Origin of the sequence: Anaeromyxobacter sp. SG17 (assembly GCF_022690695.1) — a bacterium.
GTDB lineage: Bacteria > Myxococcota > Myxococcia > Myxococcales > Anaeromyxobacteraceae > Anaeromyxobacter > Anaeromyxobacter soli.
Genome location: NZ_JALCYX010000009.1, coordinates 17,149 through 38,619, shown reverse-complemented (window position 1 = coordinate 38,619; position 21,471 = coordinate 17,149). Strand labels below are relative to the sequence as shown.

Annotated in this window: 17 protein-coding genes; 7 read left to right on the top strand and 10 right to left on the bottom strand. The window is 73.9% G+C overall.

The genetic code is table 11. The features are described from left to right. Positions 1 to 91: 91 nt before the first annotated feature. The 3 genes from add (at position 92) to glgC (ending at position 3,199) form a co-directional block, all read left to right on the top strand. Entirely contained in the window at positions 92 to 1,231 is a 1,140-nt protein-coding gene (gene add, locus MNY60_RS06100; protein WP_242338670.1) for an adenosine deaminase, read from the top strand. Between the two features lie 10 nt (positions 1,232 to 1,241). Beyond that, positions 1,242 to 1,727, top strand: a complete 486-nt coding sequence (locus MNY60_RS06095; protein ID WP_242338668.1) for a methylated-DNA--[protein]-cysteine S-methyltransferase — start codon at positions 1,242 to 1,244, stop codon at positions 1,725 to 1,727. 230 nt (positions 1,728 to 1,957) lie between these two features. Beyond that, positions 1,958 to 3,199 carry a glucose-1-phosphate adenylyltransferase gene (glgC, locus tag MNY60_RS06090; RefSeq protein ID WP_242338666.1) on the top strand — a complete coding sequence of 414 codons (1,242 nt, stop codon included), beginning with the start codon at positions 1,958 to 1,960 and terminating at the stop codon, positions 3,197 to 3,199. 51 nt (positions 3,200 to 3,250) lie between these two features. Here glgC and MNY60_RS06085 read toward each other — a convergent pair whose 3' ends face one another. Beyond that, positions 3,251 to 3,640 carry a response regulator transcription factor gene (locus tag MNY60_RS06085; protein WP_242338664.1) on the bottom strand — a complete coding sequence of 130 codons (390 nt, stop codon included), beginning with the start codon at positions 3,638 to 3,640 and terminating at the stop codon, positions 3,251 to 3,253. Between the two features lie 79 nt (positions 3,641 to 3,719). After that, positions 3,720 to 6,326 (bottom strand): DUF5916 domain-containing protein, encoded by a 2,607-nt coding sequence (locus MNY60_RS06080; RefSeq protein WP_242360209.1) that lies wholly within the window; start codon positions 6,324 to 6,326, stop codon positions 3,720 to 3,722. 144 nt (positions 6,327 to 6,470) lie between these two features. Between MNY60_RS06080 and MNY60_RS06075 the strand changes: the two genes are divergently transcribed. From MNY60_RS06075 to MNY60_RS06060, 4 genes are all read left to right on the top strand, one after another. After that, positions 6,471 to 7,982: a pitrilysin family protein gene (locus MNY60_RS06075; RefSeq protein WP_242360208.1), complete on the top strand. Its 1,512-nt coding sequence runs from the start codon at positions 6,471 to 6,473 to the stop codon at positions 7,980 to 7,982. Then, positions 7,979 to 9,490, top strand: coding sequence for a pitrilysin family protein (locus MNY60_RS06070; protein ID WP_242340915.1), 1,512 nt, complete (start codon positions 7,979 to 7,981; stop codon positions 9,488 to 9,490). The genes MNY60_RS06075 and MNY60_RS06070 overlap by 4 nt, the downstream gene beginning before the upstream one ends. Positions 9,491 to 9,697: 207 nt before the next feature. Beyond that, complete coding sequence (locus MNY60_RS06065) at positions 9,698 to 11,083, top strand: sensor histidine kinase KdpD (RefSeq protein WP_242340914.1); 1,386 nt, start codon at positions 9,698 to 9,700, stop codon at positions 11,081 to 11,083. Between the two features lie 258 nt (positions 11,084 to 11,341). Next, on the top strand, positions 11,342 to 12,274 hold the full coding sequence (locus MNY60_RS06060) for a PD-(D/E)XK nuclease family protein (protein WP_242340913.1): 933 nt from the start codon (positions 11,342 to 11,344) through the stop codon (positions 12,272 to 12,274). A 139-nt stretch (positions 12,275 to 12,413) separates the two neighbouring features. On the opposite strand, the gene MNY60_RS06055 is transcribed toward MNY60_RS06060, so the two are convergent. From MNY60_RS06055 to MNY60_RS06020, 8 genes are all read right to left on the bottom strand, one after another. Continuing rightward, a complete protein-coding gene (locus tag MNY60_RS06055; protein WP_242360207.1) occupies positions 12,414 to 12,722 on the bottom strand; it encodes a Dabb family protein in 309 nt (102 codons plus the stop codon). 5 nt (positions 12,723 to 12,727) lie between these two features. Continuing rightward, positions 12,728 to 13,333: a GNAT family N-acetyltransferase gene (locus MNY60_RS06050; protein WP_242360206.1), complete on the bottom strand. Its 606-nt coding sequence runs from the start codon at positions 13,331 to 13,333 to the stop codon at positions 12,728 to 12,730. Next, a complete protein-coding gene (locus MNY60_RS06045) occupies positions 13,330 to 14,703 on the bottom strand; it encodes a sigma-54 dependent transcriptional regulator (protein ID WP_242356617.1) in 1,374 nt (457 codons plus the stop codon). Before MNY60_RS06045 ends, MNY60_RS06050 begins: the two co-directional genes overlap by 4 nt. Then, positions 14,700 to 16,205, bottom strand: coding sequence for an ATP-binding protein (locus tag MNY60_RS06040; RefSeq protein WP_242360205.1), 1,506 nt, complete (start codon positions 16,203 to 16,205; stop codon positions 14,700 to 14,702). Before MNY60_RS06040 ends, MNY60_RS06045 begins: the two co-directional genes overlap by 4 nt. Continuing rightward, the gene (locus MNY60_RS06035; RefSeq protein ID WP_242360204.1) at positions 16,202 to 17,110 is read right to left on the bottom strand and encodes a hypothetical protein; all 909 of its coding nucleotides are present in this window, start codon (positions 17,108 to 17,110) and stop codon (positions 16,202 to 16,204) included. The genes MNY60_RS06040 and MNY60_RS06035 overlap by 4 nt, the downstream gene beginning before the upstream one ends. 121 nt (positions 17,111 to 17,231) lie before the next feature. Further along, a complete protein-coding gene (locus MNY60_RS06030; RefSeq protein ID WP_242340906.1) occupies positions 17,232 to 18,944 on the bottom strand; it encodes a cytochrome b/b6 domain-containing protein in 1,713 nt (570 codons plus the stop codon). A 235-nt stretch (positions 18,945 to 19,179) separates the two neighbouring features. Continuing rightward, positions 19,180 to 19,485: a hypothetical protein gene (locus MNY60_RS06025; RefSeq protein WP_242356623.1), complete on the bottom strand. Its 306-nt coding sequence runs from the start codon at positions 19,483 to 19,485 to the stop codon at positions 19,180 to 19,182. Positions 19,486 to 19,716: 231 nt separating this feature from the next. Further along, positions 19,717 to 21,462 (bottom strand): M14 family zinc carboxypeptidase, encoded by a 1,746-nt coding sequence (locus MNY60_RS06020; RefSeq protein ID WP_242340903.1) that lies wholly within the window; start codon positions 21,460 to 21,462, stop codon positions 19,717 to 19,719. Positions 21,463 to 21,471: the final 9 nt, after the last annotated feature.

Sequence of the window (21,471 nt, the reverse complement as noted above, 5' to 3'; positions counted from 1 at the left end):
CCAGACGCCGGGCGGGGAGCGCCGCACCTCGGGGAGCAGGCGACCGGGCAGGTCATCGCCGTCGAGCCCCCGCCGGGCTTAAGCTTCGGGCATGACCGCGAAGACTGGCGCCGCGCCGATTCCCGTGACCGACGAGCTGCTCCGGGCGCTGCCGAAGACCGACCTGCACTGCCACCTCGACGGCTCGATGCGCCTCGGCACCCTGCTCGAGCTCGGGGAGGCGCAGGGCGTGCACCTCCCGGCGGACACGCCCGAGGGGCTCGCCCGCGCGGTGCGGATGGGCGAGCAGTGCGAGTCGCTCGAGGACTACCTGACCGCCTTCGACGTGACGCTCTCGGTGCTCCAGACCGAGGACGCGCTGCGGCGGGTGGCCCACGAGCTCGCGCTCGACTGCGCGGCCGAGAACGTGCGCTACCTCGAGGTGCGCTACTCGCCGGTCCTCCACACGCGGCAGGGGCTCAAGCCCACCGCGATCGTGGACGCCGTGCTCGACGGCCTGCGCGCGGCGAACCGGGCGACCGGCATCCGCTCGAACGTGATCATCTGCGGGATCCGCCACATCGACCCGCAGACCTCGGTGCGGCTCGCCGAGCTCGCCGTGGCCTACAAGGGCAAGGGCGTGGTCGGGTTCGACCTCGCCGGCGCGGAGGAGGGGCACCCCGCCCGCCGCCACCGCGAGGCGGTGCAGCTCATCCTCGACAACAACGTGAACGTGACGATCCACGCCGGCGAGGCGTTCGGCCCCGAGTCGATCGCCCAGGCGGTCCACACCTGCGGCGCCCATCGCATCGGCCACGGCGTGCGGCTGCGCGAGAACGGCGACCTGCTCAACTACCTGAACGACCACCGCATCCCGCTCGAGATGTGCCCGTCCTCGAACGTGCAGACGCGCTCGGTCGCCGACTACGCGAGCCACCCGCTCAAGTTCTACTTCGACTTCGGGCTGCGGGTGACCCTCAACACGGACAACCGGCTCATCACGGACACGAGCCTCACGAAGGAGCTGCGCCTCGCCCACGAGAAGATGGGCTTCACGCTGGAGGACCTCTGCACGCTCCTCGTGCAGGGGTTCAAGAGCGCGTTCCTGCCGTTCCGGGAGAAGGCGGAGCTGCTCCGCGACGTGAACGCCGAGATCGCGGCGGTGCTGGCGCGCTTCGCTCCCCCGGCGGCGGGCGGCCGCGCGGCGGAGCAGGCGGGGGCGGCGGTGACCGCCGCGGCCGCGGTGCGGTAGAGTTCGAGGCGTGACCGCACGCCTCCGGTACCGCTCCCCCATCGGCATCCTGGGCGTCGAGGCGACCGACGCGGGGGTGGTGGGCGTGACCTTCGGCGACCGCGGCGGCTCGCGCCCCGGGCCCTCGGCGCAGGCCCGCGCCCACCTCGACGCGGCCGGCGCCGCGCTCGACGCGTACTTCGCCGGCCGGCCGCCCGTGCTGCCCGCCCTCGATCTCCGCGGGACGCCGTTCCAGCGCGCCGTGTGGGCCGCGCTCGTCGAGATCCCCTGGGGCGAGACCCGAGGCTACGGCGAGCTCGCCGCCCGCCTCGGCCGGCCCGGCGCCGCGCGCGCCGTGGGCGGCGCGAACCACGAGAACCCGGTGGCCGTGCTCGTCCCCTGCCACCGGGTGGTGCAGGCGGGCGGGCGGCTCGGGGGCTACGCCGGCGGCCTCGACGTGAAGCGCTGGCTCCTCGCGCACGAGGCCGCCCACGCGCCGCTCCTGCGGCTCGCCTGATCGCTGGCCCCGCCGCCGCCGTGGAGCGCGCCACGTCCTCGCGACACCGCCCGGCGCGGTCCAATATGGAATCCGCGGCCCTGACGGGGCGACCCGCGTCCGCGTTCTCGCTCGCGCGCCTTTCGTCGCGGTAGAGCGAGACGACGCCGCGCTGGTGCGGCCGCTTCCTTGCCCCGCCTCGCGCGGGTGCGTAGCCTCGATGATGTTCCAGCCTCACGCGGAGTGACCCGATGGCGAAGCTTCTCGCGATGATCCTCGCCGGCGGCGAGGGGCGCCGGCTCGACCCGCTCACGCGGGAGCGCGCCAAGCCCGCCGTCCCCTTCGGCGGCCGCTACCGGATCATCGACTTCGTGTTGTCGAACTTCGCGAACTCGGGCGTCCTCAAGATGAAGGTGCTCGTGCAGTACAAGTCCGAGTCCCTGAACGCCCACATCCAGCGCGGCTGGCGGCTCACGGCGCTGCTCGACCAGTACGTGGAGATCGTCCCCGCGCAGATGCGCGTCGGCCCGAAGTGGTTCGAGGGCTCCGCCGACGCGATCTACCAGAACCTCAACATCATCACCGACGAGGAGCCCGAGTACACCTTCATCTTCGGCGCCGACAACATCTACCGCATGGACGTCCGGCAGATGCTGGAGTTCCACGAGGAGAAGCGCGCGGACCTCACCGTCGCGGCCATCCCGGTGCCGGTCCACGAGGCGGGCGAGTTCGGGATCATCGAGGTGGACGCCGACGGCCGGATGATCGGCTTCGTCGAGAAGCCGAAGAGCGACGTGAAGACCATGCCCGGCGATCCCACCCGCGCGCTCGCCTCGATGGGGAACTACCTCTTCACGACCGACGCGCTCGTGCAGGAGATCGTCCGCGACGCCGGCGACACCAAGAGCGCGCACGACTTCGGCAAGTCGATCGTGGCCGGGATGTACGGGAGCAAGCGCGTCTACGTCTACGACTTCGCGAAGAACGTGGTCCCCGGTCAGGGCCAGAAGGAGGCGGGGTACTGGCGCGACGTCGGCAGCCTCGACGCCTACTACCAGGCCAACATGGACCTCGTGGACGTCGACCCGTCGTTCTCGCTCTACAACGACCGCTGGCCCATCTTCACGGCGCAGCACAACTTCCCGCCGGTGAAGTTCGTCTTCAACAACGAGGTGGAGCAGCGCGTCGGCCACGCCACCGACTCGCTCGTGTCGGAGGGCTGCATCATCTCCGGCGGCCACGCCCACCACTGCGTCCTCTCGCCCAAGGTGCGCATCAACAGCTACAGCCTGGTCGAGGACTCGATCCTCTTCGAGAACGTGAACATCGGCCGACACTGCCGGATCCGCCGCGCCATTGTGGACAAGCACGTGGAGATCCCGGCGAACACCACCATCGGCTACGACCTCGAGCAGGATCGCAAGCGCTTCCACGTCACCGAGAGCGGCATCGTGGTGATCCCGAAGGCGATGCGGATCGAGCCGGATCGGTGAGCGGCGCCCGCCCGGTCCCCAGGACCGGGCCGCGGCGTGAGCGCTCCCGCGCTAGCCGCGCACCATCCGCTCGGCCTTGTTGAACGCGATCTGGAGATCGACCGGCTTCTCCATCACGTCCGAGGCGCCGAGCTCCACGAGCAGATCGCGCATGTGCTGGTCGCCCCCCAGGGCGGAGACGACGAGCACGGGGATCGCCGCGGTGCGGGGGTCCGTCTTGAGCTGGCGGAGGACGTCGCGGCCGTCGAGCGCCGGCATGGCGACGTCGAGCAGGATCACGTCCGGGAGCTGCGCCAGCGCGGCGGCGAGGGTCTCGACCCCGTCGCGCGCGAACGTGACCGCGTGCCCCCGGTCGCTCGCGTAGGAGCCGTAGAGCTTCGCGAGCGCCGCGTCGTCCTCGGCGAGGAGGATCCGGAGCGGCGGCTGCGAGCGGGGCGCCATGTGGGAGGAAGCATACCGCCCCAGCAGGCGGGCGCAACCCGGGGGGCCCCACGGCCGCCCGCCCCCTCGCCAGCGGGCGTCAGCGGGTCCAGTAGTACGTCCACTTCACGAGGAAGGTGTCGGTCGCCGGCCCGGCGCCGAGCGCGTGCGGGCCGAGCGTGACCGGGAGCGCGCTCGCGCCGTCCCACTCGAGCTCGCGCTGGGCGCGCGTGTAGACGAGGTACAGGGTGGAGCCGAGCCGGTACTCCCAGCGCAGGACGGCGTTCAGGTTGAGCGCGCCCTCGCGGAAGTCGTTCTCGCTCGGCGGGGGCGCCTCGGCGGGCGAGAGCGAGGCGAGCGTCACCTTGCGGTCCCGCGCGGCGGCCTGGCGGAACCCGCGGAACTCGCCGTACGACGCGAAGAGCTGCGCGTAGCCCTGGAGGGTGAGCCGCGGCGTGACGACCAGCTGCTGGCGCACCGTCACGGAGAGCGAGGGCGCGCCGAGGTCGCCGAAGCGGTAGACGCCGGGGGTCGGCTCGTCGACGTACCGCGCCCGCCAGCGCGACGCCTCGTAGTGAACGTCGAGGCGGCTCTCGAGCCGCGCGTGCGGCCTCACGACGAGCATGCCCTTCGTTCCCCAGTAGCCGAGCGCACCGAGGGGTCCGACCGCGGCGGTGCGCCCGCTGCCGGCGGCGACCTCGAGGTACACGGGCCTCGAGGGGTCGAGCGCGGCGTAGCATTCGGCGTAGGTGAACGGCGCCTTCTCGAGCGCGACGCCGGTCTCGGAGATCTCGCGCACGTCCCAGGAGCGGTCCTCCGCCAGGGCGGTGCAGCCGACCCACTGGTAGGTGCGGAGCTGCGCCTCGCCGCCGATCCAGACCTGCTTCGTCCGCGCGAGGCCACGTCCGTCGGTGGTGCGGTGCCCCTCGACGCCGGTGACGAGCGCGTAGGAGTGGAACGGCCCGCCACCGGTCGGCCGGACGTAGCGCACGAGCGCGCGCCCGAGCTGCTCGTTCTGGGTGCGCTGGTAGCCGAGGGCGTTGAGCTCGAGCCGGGGTGACTCGTACTCCCAGTGGACCTCGAAGCGCCACGGCTCTCCCCCGACGCGGCCGACCGCGGCGTGAGCGCCGTAGCCGAGATCGCCCTCCTCGAGCACCGTCCCGTCCGCGAGCGTGCGCGAGCGGGGCGAGATGGGCGCGCCGGGGGCGGCCCGCGTCGGCGCGCCGCCGAGCGCCTGCGAGCCGGTGACCTGGCCGAGGAGGAACCACGCGCCGTCGCGCGAGCGCAGGTTCCAGTCGAGCGCGGCGGCGTTGCCGCCGAGCACGTCGCAGCGCGCAGGGCGGCGCAGGCGCGGGTCGTCGGCCTCGTCGTCCTTCTCGGCGTCCTCGATCGAGCAGGCCGGGCCGAGGGGCAGCGCCGAGGTGAAGGTCGCGCCGAAGCTGCGCGACGGCGCGGGCTGGTAACGCGCGACGCCGGCGAGGAAGTTGCGCGGCGCCGGGGCGAGCTCGGGGAGCGCGGCCCGCGGCCCGAAGTGGAGCGGCTGGGCCGCGTCGAAGCGGAAGGAGCGGTCGGGGGTCGCCTCCGGCAGCCCCGCGCCGGCGCCGGTGACGAGCGCGTCCGCGAACCCGACCTGGAGCGTGTCGGAGGGCTTGCCGGTGAGCTTCGCGGCCCCGAGGATGGGCGCGTCGAGGCCGATGCGGCGGGAGTAGAAGAGCTGCTGCGGCGAGCGGCGATTGGGGATCGCGACCGGCTGGAACAGGTCCATGCCCTGCGTGAAGAACGGCCGCTTCTCCGGGAAGAAGATCTCGAAGGTGGAGAGGTTCTGGATGATCTCGTCCGCCTCCACCTGCCCGAAGTCCGGGTTGAGCGTGCCCTGGAGCGAGACCGCGCGCCCGAGCGAGGCGCGCACGTCGAGCCCGACGTCGCCGACCGGATCGACGTCGCGCGGGCGCGGAACGTCCGAGACCCGCGGGCGGAAGGCGAGCCGGGCCGCGGTGTAGGGGGCGACCTCGAGCTCCTGCACCGGCCGGAGCCCCTCCAGCCCGACCAGGCTGCCGAGGCGCGCGATCTGCCCTCGCGTGCCGCGGGGGATGAGCACCGAGAGGACCTCCTCGTGCCGGCGCGCGATGACTCGCTTCACCCCGAACCCCCACGTCTGCACGGGCGCGTTCGAGAAGCGCAGCGCGGCGAGCGGGATGCGCAGCTCGGCGCCCCAGCCGTCGGGGAGGGCCGCCGTGGCGGCCTCCCACACGGCGTCCCAGTCTCCCGTCGACGAGTCGTCCTCGAAGAGCAGCGCGTCCGTCTGCACCCCGGCCGCGTTGAGCTCGAACACGTAGGCGGCGCGGTGATCACCCATCGAGTCGATGACCACCGTCACCGCGTCGGAGTACGGGGCCCGATCGCGCCGCCCGAGCGGCCGGCGCACCTCGCCGGGGCTCCGGTCGTGGGCGACGATCCCCACGTACAGCGCCCGGTCGTCGAACAGGACGCGCACCTCGGTGCGCTCGGACGGCGGGGCCCCCTGCGCCGGGAAGACCTGGACGAAGCCGTCGAAGGCGGGGGTGAGATCCCAGGCCGGATCCTCCAGCCGACCGTCGAGGACGATGTCCCCCGTGCGGCGGGCGGCCGTGAGCGGCTCGCCCGGGGCGGCGGCGAGCGCCGGAAGGGAGAAGGCGACGGAGAGGAGCGCGAGCGAGCGTCGGAGCATGAAGGCGGAGGGCGCCGGGCGGCTGAGGCGTTCGGGGCGTCTACGCCGCGGAGCAGGGAATATTTCGCACGGCGGGTCGGCGGTACGGAGGGGGCCCGCTACGGAACGTGACGCCGGAGGAGGCGGGGCTTATAACGCCGCGCCATGACGCCGAGAATCCTCGCGACCGCGCTCGCCGTCGCGCTCCTCCCCGCCCTGCCGCGCGCGCAAGCTCCCGCCGTCGCGGCCGACGCCGCGAGCGCGCCCGAGATCCCCTACACGCTCTTCCGGCTCGAGAACGGGCTCACCGTGATCCTCCACGAGGATCACACGACGCCCATCGTCGGCGTCCACGTCCAGTACGACGTCGGCTCGAAGAACGAGAAGGAGGGGCGGACCGGGTTCGCCCACCTCTTCGAGCACCTCATGTTCCAGGGGACCGAGCACCTGCCGAAGGGCGAGGCGGACCGGCTCCTCGACGCGGCGGGCGGGAGCGGCAACGGCTCCACCGCGCAGGACACCACGCAGTACTGGGAGCAGGTCCCGACGAGCGCCCTCGAGCAGATGCTGTTCGTCGAGGCCGACCGCATGGGCTACCTCCTGCCCACGCTCACGCAGGACAAGCTCGACAACCAGCGCGACGTCGTGCGCAACGAGCGGCGCGAGAACTACGAGATGCAGCCGTACGGGCTCGCCTACGAGCGGATCCTCTCGAACCTCTGGAGCCCGGAGTTCCCGTACCACTGGATGCCCATCGGCTCGCACGAGGACCTGGAGGCCGCGACGCTCGGCGACGTGAAGGAGTTCTTCCAGCGCTGGTACGGGCCCGAGAACGCGGTGCTCGCCATCGCCGGCGACATCGACCCGGCGAGGACGCGCGCGCTCGTCGAGAAGTGGTTCGGCGGGATCCCGGGCAAGCAGAAGCCGGCCGCGCCGAGCGTGCCGGCGCCCGCGCCCATCACGGCCGAGAAGCGCGTGACGATGCAGGACCGCGTGCAGCTCCCCCGCCTGTACATCGCGTGGCAGACGCCGAAGCTCTTCGCCGACGGCGACGCCGCGCTGGGCGTCGCCGGCCAGGTGCTCTCCGAGGGCAAGAGCGCGCGCCTCGAGAAGCGGCTCGTGATGGACGAGCGGATCGCGCAGAGCGTCTCGGCGGGCCAGTCCGGGCAGGCGCTCGCGGGCATGTTCCTCGTCGTGGCCACCCCGAAGCCGGGGATCTCGCTCGAGCGGCTCGAGAAGGAGATCGACGAGGAGCTGGCGCGCCTCGCCGCGGAGCCTCCGAGCGCGGAGGAGCTGCAGCGCGCGAAGAACGTCATCGAGTCGAGCGCGATCTTCTCGCTCGAGCCGGTGGGCGGGTTCGGCGGCCGCGCCGCGACCCTCGCCGACTACTACCTGCGGGCGGGCGACCCGGGCTACCTCGCGAAGGACCTCGCCCGCTACCGCGCCCTCACCCCCGCCGACGTCTCCGCCGCCACCCGGCGCTTCCTCCGCAAGGACGCGCGCGTCGTCCTGACCGTGACGCCGTCCGCCGGCGGGCCGGAGGTCCCCGCGCCGCAGCGTCCGCCAGCGGGCGCTCCCCCCGGCCCGGGCGCCCCCGCGCCCGCGCCCAGCCCGGCGCCTCCGCCGCCCCCCGCCGCCAGCCAGCCGAACCCGCCCGCGAACGGAGCCGTCCGATGATCCGCCGCAACGCCCTCGTCCTCCTCGTCGCCGCGTCGCTCGCCTGCGCCGGGCCGCGCGCGAAGGCGCCCGCCGCCCCGCCGCCCGTCGCAGCCGCCGCGCCCGCACCCGCAGGGCCGGACCGCTCGCAGGTCCCGCCGCTCGGGCGCGCGCCGGAGCTCGAGCTCCCCGCGCAGCGCCACTTCGCGCTCTCGAACGGCCTCAAGGTGCGCCTCGTCGAGTACCGCCGCCTCCCGGTGGTTGCGATGAACCTCCTCGTGGGCGCCGGCGCGGGGCGCGATCCGGCGCGCCTGCCCGGCCTCGCGAGCTTCACCGCCGCGATGCTCACCGAGGGGACGAAGACCCGCTCCGCGATCCAGCTCTCGGACGAGACGAACTTCCTCGGGGCGTCGATCCACGCCTCGGCCGGCCCCGACTCCGCCGCCGTGTCCGGGGCGGTGCTCGCGAAGCACCTCGCGAAGTACCTCACGCTCTTCGCCGACGTGACGATGAACCCGGCCTTCCCGCGGGGGGACTTCGACCGCGTGCAGGACCAGCGGCTCGTGGCGCTGCTCCAGCAGCGGGATCAGCCGCAGCCCATCGCCTCGAAGACGTTCATCCCGATCTTCTGGGGCCCGATGCCCTACGGCCACTATCTGCTCGGGAACGAGGCGTCGGTGAAGGCGACCCGCCCGCGCGACCTCGCCGAGTTCCACGCCCGGAACTACCGCCCCGAGAACGCCGAGCTCGTCGTGGTGGGCGACGTCGCGGAGGCGGAGCTCCGCCCCCTGCTCGAGGCGACGCTGGGCCGCTGGAAGCGCGGCGGTGCGCCGGGGCGGCTCGCGCCCACGCCGCCCGCCGCGCCGCACCGGACGATCCTCGTCGAGAAGCCCGACGCGCCGCAGACGTACCTCCTCGTCGGGATGCCCGGCGCCCTGCGCTCCTCGCCCGACTTCGTCGCGGCGTCGGTGGCCTTCCAGGTGCTCGGCGGCGGCTCCTCCTCGCGCCTGTTCCGCAACCTGCGCGAGGAGAAGGGTTACACCTACGGTGTCTACGCCATGGGTGACGCGCGCAAGCTCGCCGGCGTGAGCCTCGTCGCCGGCAGCGTCAAGGCCGACGTCACCGGCCCGGCCGTGAAGGAGCTCCTGCACGAGCTCGCCCGGATGCGCGAGGAGCCGGTCCCGGCGCAGGAGCTCTCCGACGCGAAGGACGCGCTGGTGCTCGGCCTGCCCGCCGACTTCGCGACCGCCGGAGGGATCGCCTCCCGCGTCGCGGAGCTCGCCCTGCACGGGCTGCCCGACGACTACTGGAACGGCTACGCCGACGCGGTGCGGAAGGTGGACGCCGAGGCGGTCCGGCGGATCGCGCAGCGCTACCTCGATCCGGCCCGCATGACGGTGGTCATGGTCGGGAACCCGTCCGTCGTACGGCCCCAGCTCGCGGGGCTCCCGCTCGGACCGGTCGATGAACGCCCCGCCCCCTCCCCGGCGCGTGGGACGCGTCCGGCCCGCGCGGCGGGCGCGCGCTGAGGACGCGGGCGCGCCCCCGCGCCGCTCCCCGACGCGGATCGCGCTGTCCCACAGCGGCCTCCGCGTTCCGCGTCGGAGCGCGCGGCGTCGCTCTTCGCCCTCTTCGCGAGGTGCGATATCCGCCCGCGCTCGCTCGGGTGCGACATCGGGACACGATGACCTCGGACGCGTACACGTGTTGGATGTTCTCCTCACGCGAGGTCGATGATGGCGGGGAAGACCGGCCGGTGGTTCGGGTTGCCGAAGCGCGTCGCGCTCGGCTTCGCCGTGGCGGTCGCCTCCCTCATCGCCTCGGGCGTGCTGTCCGGCGTCACCCTCGGGAAGAGGACCGACGCGAGCGTCGCGGCGGAGATGGCCGCGGACACGCAGCTCGCGGTCGAGGAGCTCGAGTCCGCGATGCTCGTCTCCGACGCGGCCCTGGACGCGTACGTCGCGGGCGGCGACGCCCGGCACCGCGCCCGCTACGAGAACGCGCGGGGGAGGATCCCCGGCGCGGTGCAGCACCTCACCGACGCGGTCGGCGCCGAGCGCGTGGACGACGACGGGGTCTACCTCGGGAAGATCCGCCCGGCCGTGAAGCGCCTCGTCGACGGCCAGGGGCGCGCCCTCGCGCTCGCCGACGCCGGGCGCTTCGAGGAGGCGCGGATGCAGCGCGCCACCGAGGCGGTGCCGCCGCTCGAGCGGGCGCACGCCGCGCTCGAGGCGCTCGAGAGGCGCGAGGAGGCGGAGGTTGCCCGCGCGATGGCCTCGGCCCGCCGCACCCGCACGATCTCCAACGCCGTGTTCGTCGGCCTCGACGGGCTCCTGCTCGCGTTCGTCCTCGGCGCGGCGCGGGTGGTGCGGCAGGAGATCCGCGCCCGCGAGGCGCACGAGGCGGAGCGGGCGCGCGTGCTCGAGGTGCAGCAGCGGATCGTCGCGGTGGTGAGCCACGACCTGCGCAACCCGCTCTCCGGGATCCTCACCGCGGCGTGGGCGCTCGCTCGCACCGACCTCCCCGAGGACGCCAAGCGCGCAGCCCGCCGGATCGCCGCCGCGGGCCGGCGGATGGAGCGGCTCATCCGCGACCTCCTCGACTGGAGTCGCGCCAAGGCCGGCGCCGAGATCCCGGTCCACCTGTGCGAGGCCGACCTGTACGACGTCTGCACCCGCGTCGCGGAGGACCTGGCCGACGCCCGCGGCCACCGGATCGAGCTGTTGCGCGCGGGGGACACGCGCGCCCGGTTCGACCCGGATCGCATGGAGCAGGTGGTCGCGAACCTGCTCTCGAACGCGCTCAAGTACGGCGATCCCGACCGGCCCGTGCGCGTCGGCGCGGTCGGCGAGGACGGCGCGGTCCGCCTCGAGGTGCGCGACGAGGGGCCCGGGCTCGATCCCGCGATCCGGGCCAGCATCTTCGAGCCGTTCCAGCGGGCGCCGCGCGGTCTCCCGGGCGCCCACTCCAGCGTCGGCCTGGGGCTCTTCGTGGTGCGGACCCTCACGGAGGCCCAGGGCGCGCAGGTGGACGTCGAGTCGGCGCCGGGACAGGGCACGACCTTCGTCGTGAGGGTGCCGCGCGCGGTCCGCCTCTCGCTCGCCGAGGCGCGGGTGGGGTGACGCGGGGGTCGGCGCCGAGGTTCACGCCGACCCCCGAGCCCAAAGCGATCTCCGCTGCCGTGACGACCGCGAGCTCGACGCCGGGCGAGAGCTAGCGTCGGTCGACGCGACGCGACGCGCGACCTCGACCGCAATTTGGGCCGCGATCGCGACCCGTTCGAAACCAACCGCTCGCCCCCGCCCCCGTGGAGGGCCCGCCGGGCGGGGTGCCGAAGTACACGGCGCCGGCGGCGGGCTCCCGGCCCGCCGCACCCCGCCATGGCCGACCTCCAGAACGAGTTCTCCTGGTCGAAGTCGCGCCACGAGAAGTTCGTGGAGTGCCGGCGCGCCTATTACTACGCGTACTACGGGAGCTGGGGCGGCTGGGAAGCCGCGCCGGGCTCGACGGTGCGCGAGCTCTACGTCCTCAAGAAGCTCTCCTCCCGCTGGCAGTGGGCCGGCTCCGTCGTGCACGACGCGCTGAAGCAGATGCTCTCGCGGGCGCGCGCGACCGGCGACTTCCTCTCCCTGGACCGGATGCTGGAGCGGACGCGGGCCCGCGCGCGGGCGCAGTGGTCGACCTCGCGCGAGAAGAGCTACTGGCGAGAGGCGTCGCGCATCGTCGGTCTCGTCGAGCACGAGTACGGCGACGTGGTGCCCGGCGAGGACTGGAAGCGGCTCTACGAGGGCGTCGTGGACGGCGCGCTCCGGGCGTTCTACGCGAGCCCCACCTTCGAGGAGATCCGCCGCACGCCGCGCGAGCAGTGGCTCTCGGTGGACGAGCTCGACTCCTGGAGCTTCGAGGGGACCAAGATCTGGGTCGCGATCGACTTCGCCTACCGCGACGCCGACGGGCGGGTGCGGATCCTCGACTGGAAGACCGGCAAGGAGCGCGGCGTCGACCACACGCAGGTGGGGATCTACGCGCTCTACGCGCAGCGGAAGTGGAGCGCCCCGCCCGACCAGGTGCTGGGCGGGCTCGTCTACCTCGTCGCGAACGGCGCCGGCTCGGGCGGTGACACGGTGTCGGTCGCCGCCGACGCGGCCGCGCTGGAGCGGTGCCAGGCGGAGATGCGCCACTCCATCGGGCAGATGCGGGCCGTGCTCGCCGACCCCACCCGCAACCAGGCCCTCATCGACCAGTTCCCGCAGCACGCCGAGCGCGACGGCTGCCGCCGCTGCCCGTTCCGCCGTCCGTGCGGGCGGATGTAGCCGGGCAGGCGCGGCTCCCGCAGCGGAACGCGAGCGCCCCGTCCTCGGGCCGCTTCGTCTCCCACCGGAACGCGTCGTTGCGGGGGCCGTGGCCGACCGGCGCCTCGCCCGTCGGCGGTCGCCGGCTCATGTCGGCGCTCTAGCCGCGCGCCTCGTAGTCCACCACCGCCCGGTTCTCGCGCACGCGCGCGATGAGGTCGGCGACGGCGCGGTGCTCCGGGTGCGCCTGGTAGGCGTCGAGCGCGGCGCGATCCACGAACGTGGAGTAGAGCGCGACGTCGAAGGACGCCTCGCTGCGCGCGAAGTCGATGCCCACCTCGATCTCGAGGAGCCCGGGGATGCGGCCCGCGAGCCCCTCGAGCGCCGCCTTCACCCTGCGGGCGTTCTCCTCGCGGGAGCCGCCCTCGGCCCGCTCCTTGAGCGTCCAGAACACGATGTGCTTCACCATTCCGTTCACCTCCCGCGCGGGCGCACCCGCGTTCGATCCGAAGGACGTTTCCCTGGCTTCGGCTCGCGCTTCCCGGCGCGGCCGTCCGGACTGTCGAGCCGCTTCTCCATGCGGATCGCGGCGAGCGAGGCGCCGCCGGGGAGGGGGACGCGGAGGTCCCCGCGGCGCGCGAAGCCGAGGCGCTCGTAGAACGGGACGGCGCCGAGCGCGGCCAGGACGCGCAGCCGCGTCGCGCCCGCGCGGCGAGCGGCGCGCGCGGCGTGCCGGACGAGCGCGCTCCCCAGGCCGCGGCCGGCGGCGCGGGGCAGGACGAAGACGGCGGTGAGCTCCGTGCCGCGCCGCGCCGCGTACCCCACGACGAGGCCGTCGCGCTCCGCCACGACGTAGCGCTCGCCGCCGGCCGCCATGGCCCAGCGGTGGTACAGCGCCGGCAGCGACGCCCAGGCGCGGAGCTCGGCGTCGGAGTAGGCGGCGGCGCCGCGCCCGCGGACGGCCGAGCGCATGACCCGCGCGACGGCGGTCGCGTCGTCGAGCGACGCGGCCCGGAGCGTCGCGGCCCGTGGCGCGCGCGGACGCGACGAGCGGCCGGCGAGGCCGCGGCCCCGGCTCACGCCTTCGTGTCCTTCTCCACGAGCCCGTAGCGCTGGAGCTTCTCGTAGAGCGTGGAGCGGTGCAGGCCGGCCGACTCGGCCGCCTTCGCGACGTTGCCGCCCGCCTCGCGCAGGAGGTCCTCGAGGAACTTCCGCTCCCACGCGTCGCGCGCGCGCCGGTAGCGCCCCTCCGCCCCGCCCGCCGCCGCGTCGCCTGCGGGCGGGGTGAGCTCGGGCGGGAGGTCCGCGAGGGTGATCGCGTCTCCGCGCGCCAGCAGGAGCCCGCGCTCGATCGCGTGCTCGAGCTCGCGGATGTTGCCGGGCCAGGGGTGGTCGAGGAGCGCGCGCATCGCCTCGCCGTCCGGCGCGAGGGGCGGCCGGCCGAGGCGCAGGGCGTGCTTCTCGACGAAGTGCTCGACGAGGAGCGGGATGTCCTCGCGCCGCTCGCGCAGGGGCGGGAGCCGGAGCGGGACGACGCGCAGCCGGAACCAGAGGTCCTCGCGGAACTTCCCCTCCTTCACGGCCCGGGCGAGGTCCTCGTTCGTCGCAGCGATCACCCGCACGTTCGCCTTGCGCGGCTTGCGGCTGCCCACCGGGATGTACTCGCCGTCCTGGAGCACGCGCAGGAGCTTCGGCTGCAGCGCCGGCGGGAGGAGGCCGATCTCGTCGAGGAAGAGCGTGCCGCCCTCCGCCTCGGCGAAGAACCCGGCCCGCGCCTGCTCGGCGCCGGTGAAGGCGCCCTTCTCGTGCCCGAACAGCTCCGCCTCGGCGAGGTTCTCGGGGATGGCGCTCATGTTGAGCGCCACGTAGGGCCCGCCCGCGCGCCGGCTCATGGCGTGCGCCGCGCGGGCGAGGAGGTCCTTGCCGGTGCCGGACTCGCCCTCGACCAGGATCGGCACGTCGGAGGGGGCGATCCGCTCGAGCATCCCGACGAGCGCCTTCATCGGCTGCGACTTCCCGATGATCCCGTGCACGCCGAACTCGCCGGCGAGGGCGCTCCGGAGCCGCGCGTTCTCCCGCTTGATGCGGGCGTGCTCCACGGCGCGGGCGACGACGAGCTCGAGCTCCTCCGGCTCGAACGGCTTCTTGAGGTAGTCGAACGCGCCCGCCTTCATCGCCTCGACCGCGGTCTCCACCGTGGCGAACGCCGTGACGAGGATGACCGGGATCTCCGGCACCTTCGCCTTGAAGCGGCGCATCCCCTCGATGCCGTCGAGCCCTGGCATGCGCAGGTCCGTCACGATCGCGTCGAACTCGGCCCGCTCCACCGCGGGGAGCGCCTCGGCGACGGAGGGGAAGTCGTACACGGCGTAGGACCGCCCGAGCGTGCGCTTCATCATCTGGCGCGCCGAGTCGAGGTCGTCGATGACCATGAGGTTCGGTTTGCTCACGGCGCTCCTCTCACGGCGTCCCCTGCGAGCGCGACGGCCGCTTCGGACGGCGCGGCGGGGAGGCGGATGCGGAAGGTCGCGCCGCGCCCGGGCGCGCTCTCGACCTCGACGGTCCCGCCGTGCGCCTCCGCCGCCTGGCGCACGATGGCGAGGCCGAGGCCGGTCCCGTTCGCCTTGGTGGTGAAGAACGGGTCGAACACGTGCGCCGAGACGTCGCGCTCGAGGCCGGGGCCGCTGTCCGCCACCTCGACCACCACGGCCTCGCCCTCGCGGCGGGCGCGGGCCACGAGCGTGCCGCCCCCGCGCTCCTGCATCGCCTGCACGGCGTTCACGCAGAGGTTCAGGAACGCCTGGCGGAGCAGCTCCCCGTCGGCCACCACGTCCGGGAGGTCCGGCGCGATCTCGACCACGCGCTCCACCCGCGCCTGCGCGGCCGCGGGGCCGACCACCTCCACCGCCTCGCGCAGGATCGGCTCGACCGGCTGGGCGATCGGGTGGACCGTGCGGGCGCGCGCGAACACGAGGAAGCGCTCGATGAGCACCGCCGCGCGCGTCACCTCGCGGCGGATCGCCTCCACGTCGCCCTTCACCTCCGCCTCCGGCGGGAGCTCGCGGGCCGCCACCGACGCGTAGCCGCGGATGACGTTCAGGGAGTTCCCGATCTCGTGGGCGAAGCCCGCGGCGATCCCGCCGAGCGTCGCGAGGCGGTCCGCGCGCAGCACCTCGCGGGTCTTCTGGGCGACGCGCTCCTCGAGCTCGGCGATGAGCCGCTGGTTCTCGGCGCGGCGGTCGTCGAGCCGCCGGGACATGTCGTTGAACGCGCGCACGAGATCGGCGAGCTCGCGCTCCTCAGGCTCCTCGAGGCGCACGCCGCGCTCCTCGACGAGCGACTCGGCCGCCTCGGACAGCCGCACGAGCGGCTGGGTCACGCGGCGGAGGAAGATCGCGGCGAGCAGCTGCCCGACGAAGATCCAGAAGGCGGCGACGATGCTCGCCCCCCACGCCAGGTTGCGGGCGTTGCCGATCACCTCCTCGTGGGTGAAGTCGACCCGCACCGCCCCCACCACCGCGCCGCCTCGCAGGATGGGCGCGGAGGCCACGATCCCCTCCGGTCGCAGGAGCCGCCCGAGCGCCTGCAGCGGCGCCTCCGCGACCTGGAACTCGCTGGGCGGAACGCCCTCGGGGCAGGGCTCCTCCGTGCGCGTGACGCAGGCGAGGACCTTGCCCCTGCGGTCGACGATCCAGGCGCGGTCGAGCGGTGCGCTCGCCACCACCCGCTCGAGCACCGCGGGGAGCGCGGCCTCGCCGCCCGGATCCACGCCATCGGCCCGCACCCAGTGGGCGCCCGCCGTGGCGGCCGTGGACGCGATGGCGACGCCCTCGCGCGCGAGGAGCTCCTGGCCGCGGACCACCTCGCGCCAGAGCGCGACCGCGGTGACGCCGCTCATCGCGAAGATGATGACCGCCGCGATGAGGACGAAGAGCTTGAGCCTGAGGGTCACGGCCCGCCCTCCTCCTGCGGGTGCAGGGGCCGAGGCGCGCCGGCGAAGGCGTGGCAGGCGGTGCAGGTCTTCCCGTTCGCGTGCGCGCTGGCGTGCGCGTGGCAGCGCTGGCAGCTCGCCGGCTCGGCGGACCAGGTGTGCGGCGGGTGGCAGTCCACGCAGCGGGCGTGGGCGGCGTTCGCGTGCAGCCCCGCGCGCCGCGTCGCGGCGAAGTCGTGGCAGTGCGTGCAGGAGACGAGCGTCTCGCCCGGCGGGGCGTGCGGCCGGTGGCAGCTCGAGCAGGCCATCGCCATCGGGCCGTGCTCCTTCACCGGCGCGTGGATGCCCTGGGCGGTGTGGCAGCGGAGGCAGTCGCGGCGCGTCGGCCGGAGCCCGGGAGCGTCGCCGAGGAACTCGTGGCACGCGAAGCAGTGCATCCCTTCCATGCCCTGCACGCGGACGGCGTGGCCGGGGTGGCACTCGGCGCACTTCGCGGCGATGGGCTCGAAGCCGTGCATGCTCGCGGCGTGGCAGCGCACGCAGGCGATGCGGTGCTGCTCGTAGTGGATCCGGTGGCCGCGCGAGCCCCCCACCTGCGGCCAGCGCGGGTCGTGCGAGAAGTGGCACTCGGCGCAGGAGCCGATCTCGACGCCGCCGTGCCCCGCCGGCGCCTTCCCGAGGAGGAACGCGCCCAGCATGGCGACGCCCTGCTCGGCCTTCGCGTGGTGGCAGCGCTGGCAGGCGACGCTCTTGTGCGTGCCGGCCATCCAGAGCGCGAACTCCGGGCTCGCCTGGTGGCAGGTCGCGCAGAGGCGCGGATCCTCGTCGACGTAGCGCTTGAAGCGCCACGCGCCCGCGGCGAGGGCGGCCACGGCGAGCGCGGCGAGGGTGAGGGCCAGCGTCTTCGCGGGGCGTGAGAGCCTCATGGGGGAGCGCGATTGTAGCGCGGCCCGTCCCGGGTCCGCGCGTCCGCGCCGCCCTGGAAAAAGAGGGGGGCCGCGCAGTCTCCCGCGCGGCCCCCCGACGCTCGCTCCCTGGGCGGGCGGCTTACTTCTGCTCGTCGCTCATCCGGTCGTACTCCAGCGGATGCTCGTGCTTCATCATCTCGACGCTGATCCGGCCGTTCAGCCAGGCCCAGTTCATCGGGAAGATCGAGGGCTTCAGGTGCACGTTGTAGAAGTGCACCACGAAGAGGAAGAGGATCGCGAGCGTCGCCTCCTCGCCGTGGATGATGAGGGCGGAGGAGATGAGCCAGCTCGGCGCCCACGCCGCGAAGAAGGCCGGGAACCAGAAGATGAACCCGGTGCCCACCATCATCACGATGCCCCAGAACACGGCCCAGTAGTCGAACTTCTCCAGGTACATGTACCGGTCGAACCTGGGCCGCTCCTTCTTCACGCCGAGCATGAAGAGGATGTTGTCCCGCATGTCGACGGCGTCCTTCGGCCCGGGCAGCATCGAGAGCGGGAGCCGCTTCTGGGCGGCGAGGAACGTCAGGTAGAAGAGGTGGTAGATCGACGAGGCGATGATGAGGACGGCGCCGACGCGGTGCCACATCGCCGCGCCCTCCGCGCCGCCGAAGATCTTCATGAACGCCTCGGAGTAGGGCGCCGCGTCCCTGCCCCCGATGATGGGCGCGTTGCCGAACGTCCCGGCGCCGCGGAGCGGCCAGCCGGTGATGCCGAGCAGGATGACGCCGGAGAGCATGAGCCAGTGCTGGATGCGCTGGTGGATGTCGAACCGGATGACGCTCCGCACCGCGTCGACGGAGGGGCCGTGGCCGCCCTTCGCCCGCATGCGCTGGCGCAGCTCGTAGACGAAGTCGACGAGCACGTGGAACGCGAAGAACAGCAGCGTGAGCGTGGTGAGGTACGAGAACGCGATGTGGATGATGTGCGGGACGGGGTGCCCGGACGTCTCCTGCGGCGTCTTGTGGGCGATGAGCGACGCGAAGCTGTCCGTGGCGCCGGCGTGGCAGCGCGCGCAGGCGTCCTTGCGGTTCTTCACGTTCACGATCGAGTTCGGGTCCGTCTTCGCCACGATCGCGTGGGTGCCGCCCCGGTTCGCGGGCGCCGCGTGGCAGCTCACGCACACCGGCGCGAAGGTGTTGCCGACGCGGACGAGGCGGCCGTGGATGGAGTCGTGGTAGGTGACCGCCGCCTCGGGGTTGAGGCCGGCCTCCTTGGCGAACTCCTCGTTGCCGTGGCAGGCCTCGCAGCGCTTCGCCATCGCGCGGCGATCCTCGGGCACCGGCTGGCGGGCGCCGGACTTCGGCTCGTAGAACGCCAGCGCCTTCACGGAGTGGAGCGAGCCGTGGCAGGAGGCGCAGGTGGGACCCGCGACCTTCGCGTCCTCACGCTGCCACTTCGAGTGGACCGAGGCGGCGAACGCGTCGGTCTGCTCGGTGTGGCAGTTCTGGCAGGCGAGGTAGGCGCGCGGGGAGGTGACCTTCACCTTCTTCTCGCCGTCGGCCCAGGCGGCCTTCTCCAGCCGGGAGACGAACTTCTGCTCCGCGTCGGACAGGGGCGGGAGGGTGCCGCCCATCGCGTGCTCTTCCGTGTAGCCCGCGTGGCAGTCCGTGCAGCCGACGCCGTTCTGGGCGTGGACGGACTTGGCGAAGAGGTCCGGGTGGACGGTGGGGCCGTCGCCGCCGGGGGAGTGGCACTGGAGACAGGTGTCGCTGCCCTGGGGCAGCTTCGGCTCTTCCGCTCGAGCGGTCGAGGCGAGGAGGAGCGCGAAGGAGAGGAGAATGGCTCGCATAGGCGGTGGGTCGCGGGTGCAACGGACATGCCCCTGCACCCAAACAGATTCTGAGGTTATGTTCCGGAAATCACGAGGGTTTGCGCGACATCAATCGCCGGGAGGTCGCAAAGCTTGCGCGCAATCGGCCCGAACGGGAAAGGCTGCGCGTTCGCGCACACCGCCGCGAGAAAAGCCGCGAGCCCGGAGAGGTCCCCGGGCCCGCGACGGGTCGAGCGGCACATCGGCGGCGCAGCTACTCGGGCGACGCCTCCTGGGCGGCCGGCTTCCGGACGGCGAGGCCGGTCAGCGCGCCCACGCCGGCGCCCGCGGCGGCGCCCATCACCGCGAACAGCGCGCCCACGCCGGCCACGCCGAGCACGATCCCGAAGACGATGAGCGCGCGCACGAGGAACGTCGGCTCGAGCGGCGTGCCGAAGATGCCGCCGGCGAGGAGCACGCCCGCGTAGCCGCCGTACAGCATCGAGGGGAGGAGCGCGACGGCGAGGAAGAGGGCGAGGCCGAGTCCGGCGCCGATGAGGGAGGGGGTCTTGCTCTGCATGACGGTTCTCCTGGTTCGCTGCGGTCTGGAAGGTTCCGGCGAGCACCACCGCGTCGCGTCCGCCGTGCTCGCTCCCTACTGCACGACCGCTGCCAGGATCGCCGCGCCTCCTCTCGCGGGCTTGCGCGCTCCGGCGTCGGGTTCTCCCGACAGCCCGCCGGGGCGGGACGACATCGCGCTGCGCGCTCCACATCATGCGGTTCCGCGGCGCGCCGGAGCCGCCTCAGCTCCTCAAGGCCGCGCGTCCACCCGCACCACCGGATAGCGTCGGTACGTCTCGTCCCAGGCCGGGTGGCGGCGGAAGAAGAACTCGCTCCGCGCCCGCCGGTCCGCCGCGAACGTCGGATCCGCGAGCCGCTGCTCCCACTCCGCGCGGACCGCCGCGTCCTCCGCGAGCAGCTGGCGGGCGAACGGCTCGAGCACGTAGTCCTCGATGTACTCCTTGCGCTCGAAGGCGGCGTTGAAGGTCCCCCAGGCGAGGAGCGCGTCGGGCGCGGCCGGCTCGAGGAGGTGCGCCGCGACGAGCGCGCGCGGCTGGGCGACGGGCACGAACAGCGCGCCCGCCCCGATCGACCGCCGCTCGCAGGCCCACGCGCCCTTCACCGAGAGCTGCTGGCGCCCCTCGAACGGCTCGGCGCGGAACTTCGCCTCCGTGGCGCGGAAGACCTCCACCTCGCGCGGCGGGCGCGCGCCGCCGAGGCGCTCGAAGCGCACCCCGTGGACCGCGAGCTTCGCCGCGACCGGCTCCGCGAAGCCGGCCGGCACCACCCAGCCGCCCCTCGGGAGGACGGCGCTCGCGGCCGGGCGGAGCGCGGCGAGGTACGGCACGTTCCAGACCTCCGGGCGCGACTCGTCGTAGCGGGTCACGGGCGCGCCGGTCACGACGGAGGGCTCGCGGACGTAGGCGTAGCCCCGGAAGGCGAGGGGCGTCGGCTCGCCGGTGGGCTCGAAGGCGAGCGCGACCTCGCGCCCGGCGAGCGCCGGCGCCTCGCGATCCGCGCGCTCGGCGGCGGCGCGCCAGCGGGCGCCGCGCTCGGCGGCGAGCTCGAGGAGCGCGCGGAGGAAGTCGACCGCCCCCTTCACGCGCTCGCCGTAGGGACGCCACGAGTGCGCCTCGAGGAGGATGCCGATGCGGTCCTGCGCCGCCCAGTAGCCGTGGCCGAAGTGCGGCGGCGGCACGCCCTGCGCGAACCCGCTCGCCGGATCGCCGTCCTCGCGGAAGGAGGGGTAGAAGTCCACCGGGAGGTGGCCGCCGGTGGTGAGGCGCGCGAGGAGCGCCTCGGAGAGCGCAGCGCCCTCGGGACGGAGCGCCGCGGCGTAGCCGAAGCGCGGCTCGACCATCACGGCGAGGTCGTGCTGGAACTGCGCGCCGTCGGTGACGTGCAGGTCCGCGTAGACGATGGGATCCCACTTGCGCAGGAGCGCGAGCATGGCGCGCGTCTCGGGCGCGTCCGCCTTCAGGTAGTCGCGGTTCAGGTTCAGGTTCGCCGCGGTCACGCGCCAGCCCGCCTCGAGCGGCCCGCGCTGGTTCGGCCGCTGCAGCGGCCCGAACCGCTCGTGCCCGTCGACGTTGAAGACCGGCACGAACACCGCGGTGACGCCCGCGAGCGGGCCGCCGCCCTTCCGCAGCAGCTCGCGGAGCAGGATGAAGCCCGCGTCCTTGCCGTCGAGCTCGCCCGCGTGGATGGCGCCCTGGAACAGGACCACCGGGCGCCGCCGCGCGCGAGCCGCGTAGGGGGTGAGGACGCCGTCGGCGCTCGCGACGAGCGCCACGAGCTCGCGCCGCTCCGGCGTCACGCCGAAGCTCACGCAGCGGGCGCGCCGCGGGAAGGCGCGCGCGTAGTCGCGACACAGCCGGACCGCCTCGTCGTAGCGGCCGGTGCGCTCGAAGGCGGTGCGCTCGGCGGTGGTGACGAGGTCCTGGGCGGTTGCGGAGAGGAGCGCGGCCGCGAGGGCCGCCGCGGGGGCGATGGGCATGGCCGCGCA

What these genes read in the sequence shown, in the direction of transcription:
- MNY60_RS06025 (WP_242356623.1), bottom strand. Translation starts at nt 19,485, where the DNA reads ATGCAGAGCAAGACCCCCTCCCTCATCGGCGCCGGACTCGGCCTCGCC.
- MNY60_RS06080 (WP_242360209.1), bottom strand. Translation starts at nt 6,326, where the DNA reads ATGCTCCGACGCTCGCTCGCGCTCCTCTCCGTCGCCTTCTCCCTTCCG.
- add (WP_242338670.1), top strand. Translation starts at nt 92, where the DNA reads ATGACCGCGAAGACTGGCGCCGCGCCGATTCCCGTGACCGACGAGCTG.
- MNY60_RS06020 (WP_242340903.1), bottom strand. Translation starts at nt 21,462, where the DNA reads ATGCCCATCGCCCCCGCGGCGGCCCTCGCGGCCGCGCTCCTCTCCGCA.
- MNY60_RS06065 (WP_242340914.1), top strand. Translation starts at nt 9,698, where the DNA reads ATGGCGGGGAAGACCGGCCGGTGGTTCGGGTTGCCGAAGCGCGTCGCG.
- MNY60_RS06060 (WP_242340913.1), top strand. Translation starts at nt 11,342, where the DNA reads ATGGCCGACCTCCAGAACGAGTTCTCCTGGTCGAAGTCGCGCCACGAG.
- MNY60_RS06030 (WP_242340906.1), bottom strand. Translation starts at nt 18,944, where the DNA reads ATGCGAGCCATTCTCCTCTCCTTCGCGCTCCTCCTCGCCTCGACCGCT.
- MNY60_RS06055 (WP_242360207.1), bottom strand. Translation starts at nt 12,722, where the DNA reads ATGGTGAAGCACATCGTGTTCTGGACGCTCAAGGAGCGGGCCGAGGGC.
- MNY60_RS06085 (WP_242338664.1), bottom strand. Translation starts at nt 3,640, where the DNA reads ATGGCGCCCCGCTCGCAGCCGCCGCTCCGGATCCTCCTCGCCGAGGAC.
- glgC (WP_242338666.1), top strand. Translation starts at nt 1,958, where the DNA reads ATGGCGAAGCTTCTCGCGATGATCCTCGCCGGCGGCGAGGGGCGCCGG.
- MNY60_RS06075 (WP_242360208.1), top strand. Translation starts at nt 6,471, where the DNA reads ATGACGCCGAGAATCCTCGCGACCGCGCTCGCCGTCGCGCTCCTCCCC.
- MNY60_RS06035 (WP_242360204.1), bottom strand. Translation starts at nt 17,110, where the DNA reads ATGAGGCTCTCACGCCCCGCGAAGACGCTGGCCCTCACCCTCGCCGCG.
- MNY60_RS06070 (WP_242340915.1), top strand. Translation starts at nt 7,979, where the DNA reads ATGATCCGCCGCAACGCCCTCGTCCTCCTCGTCGCCGCGTCGCTCGCC.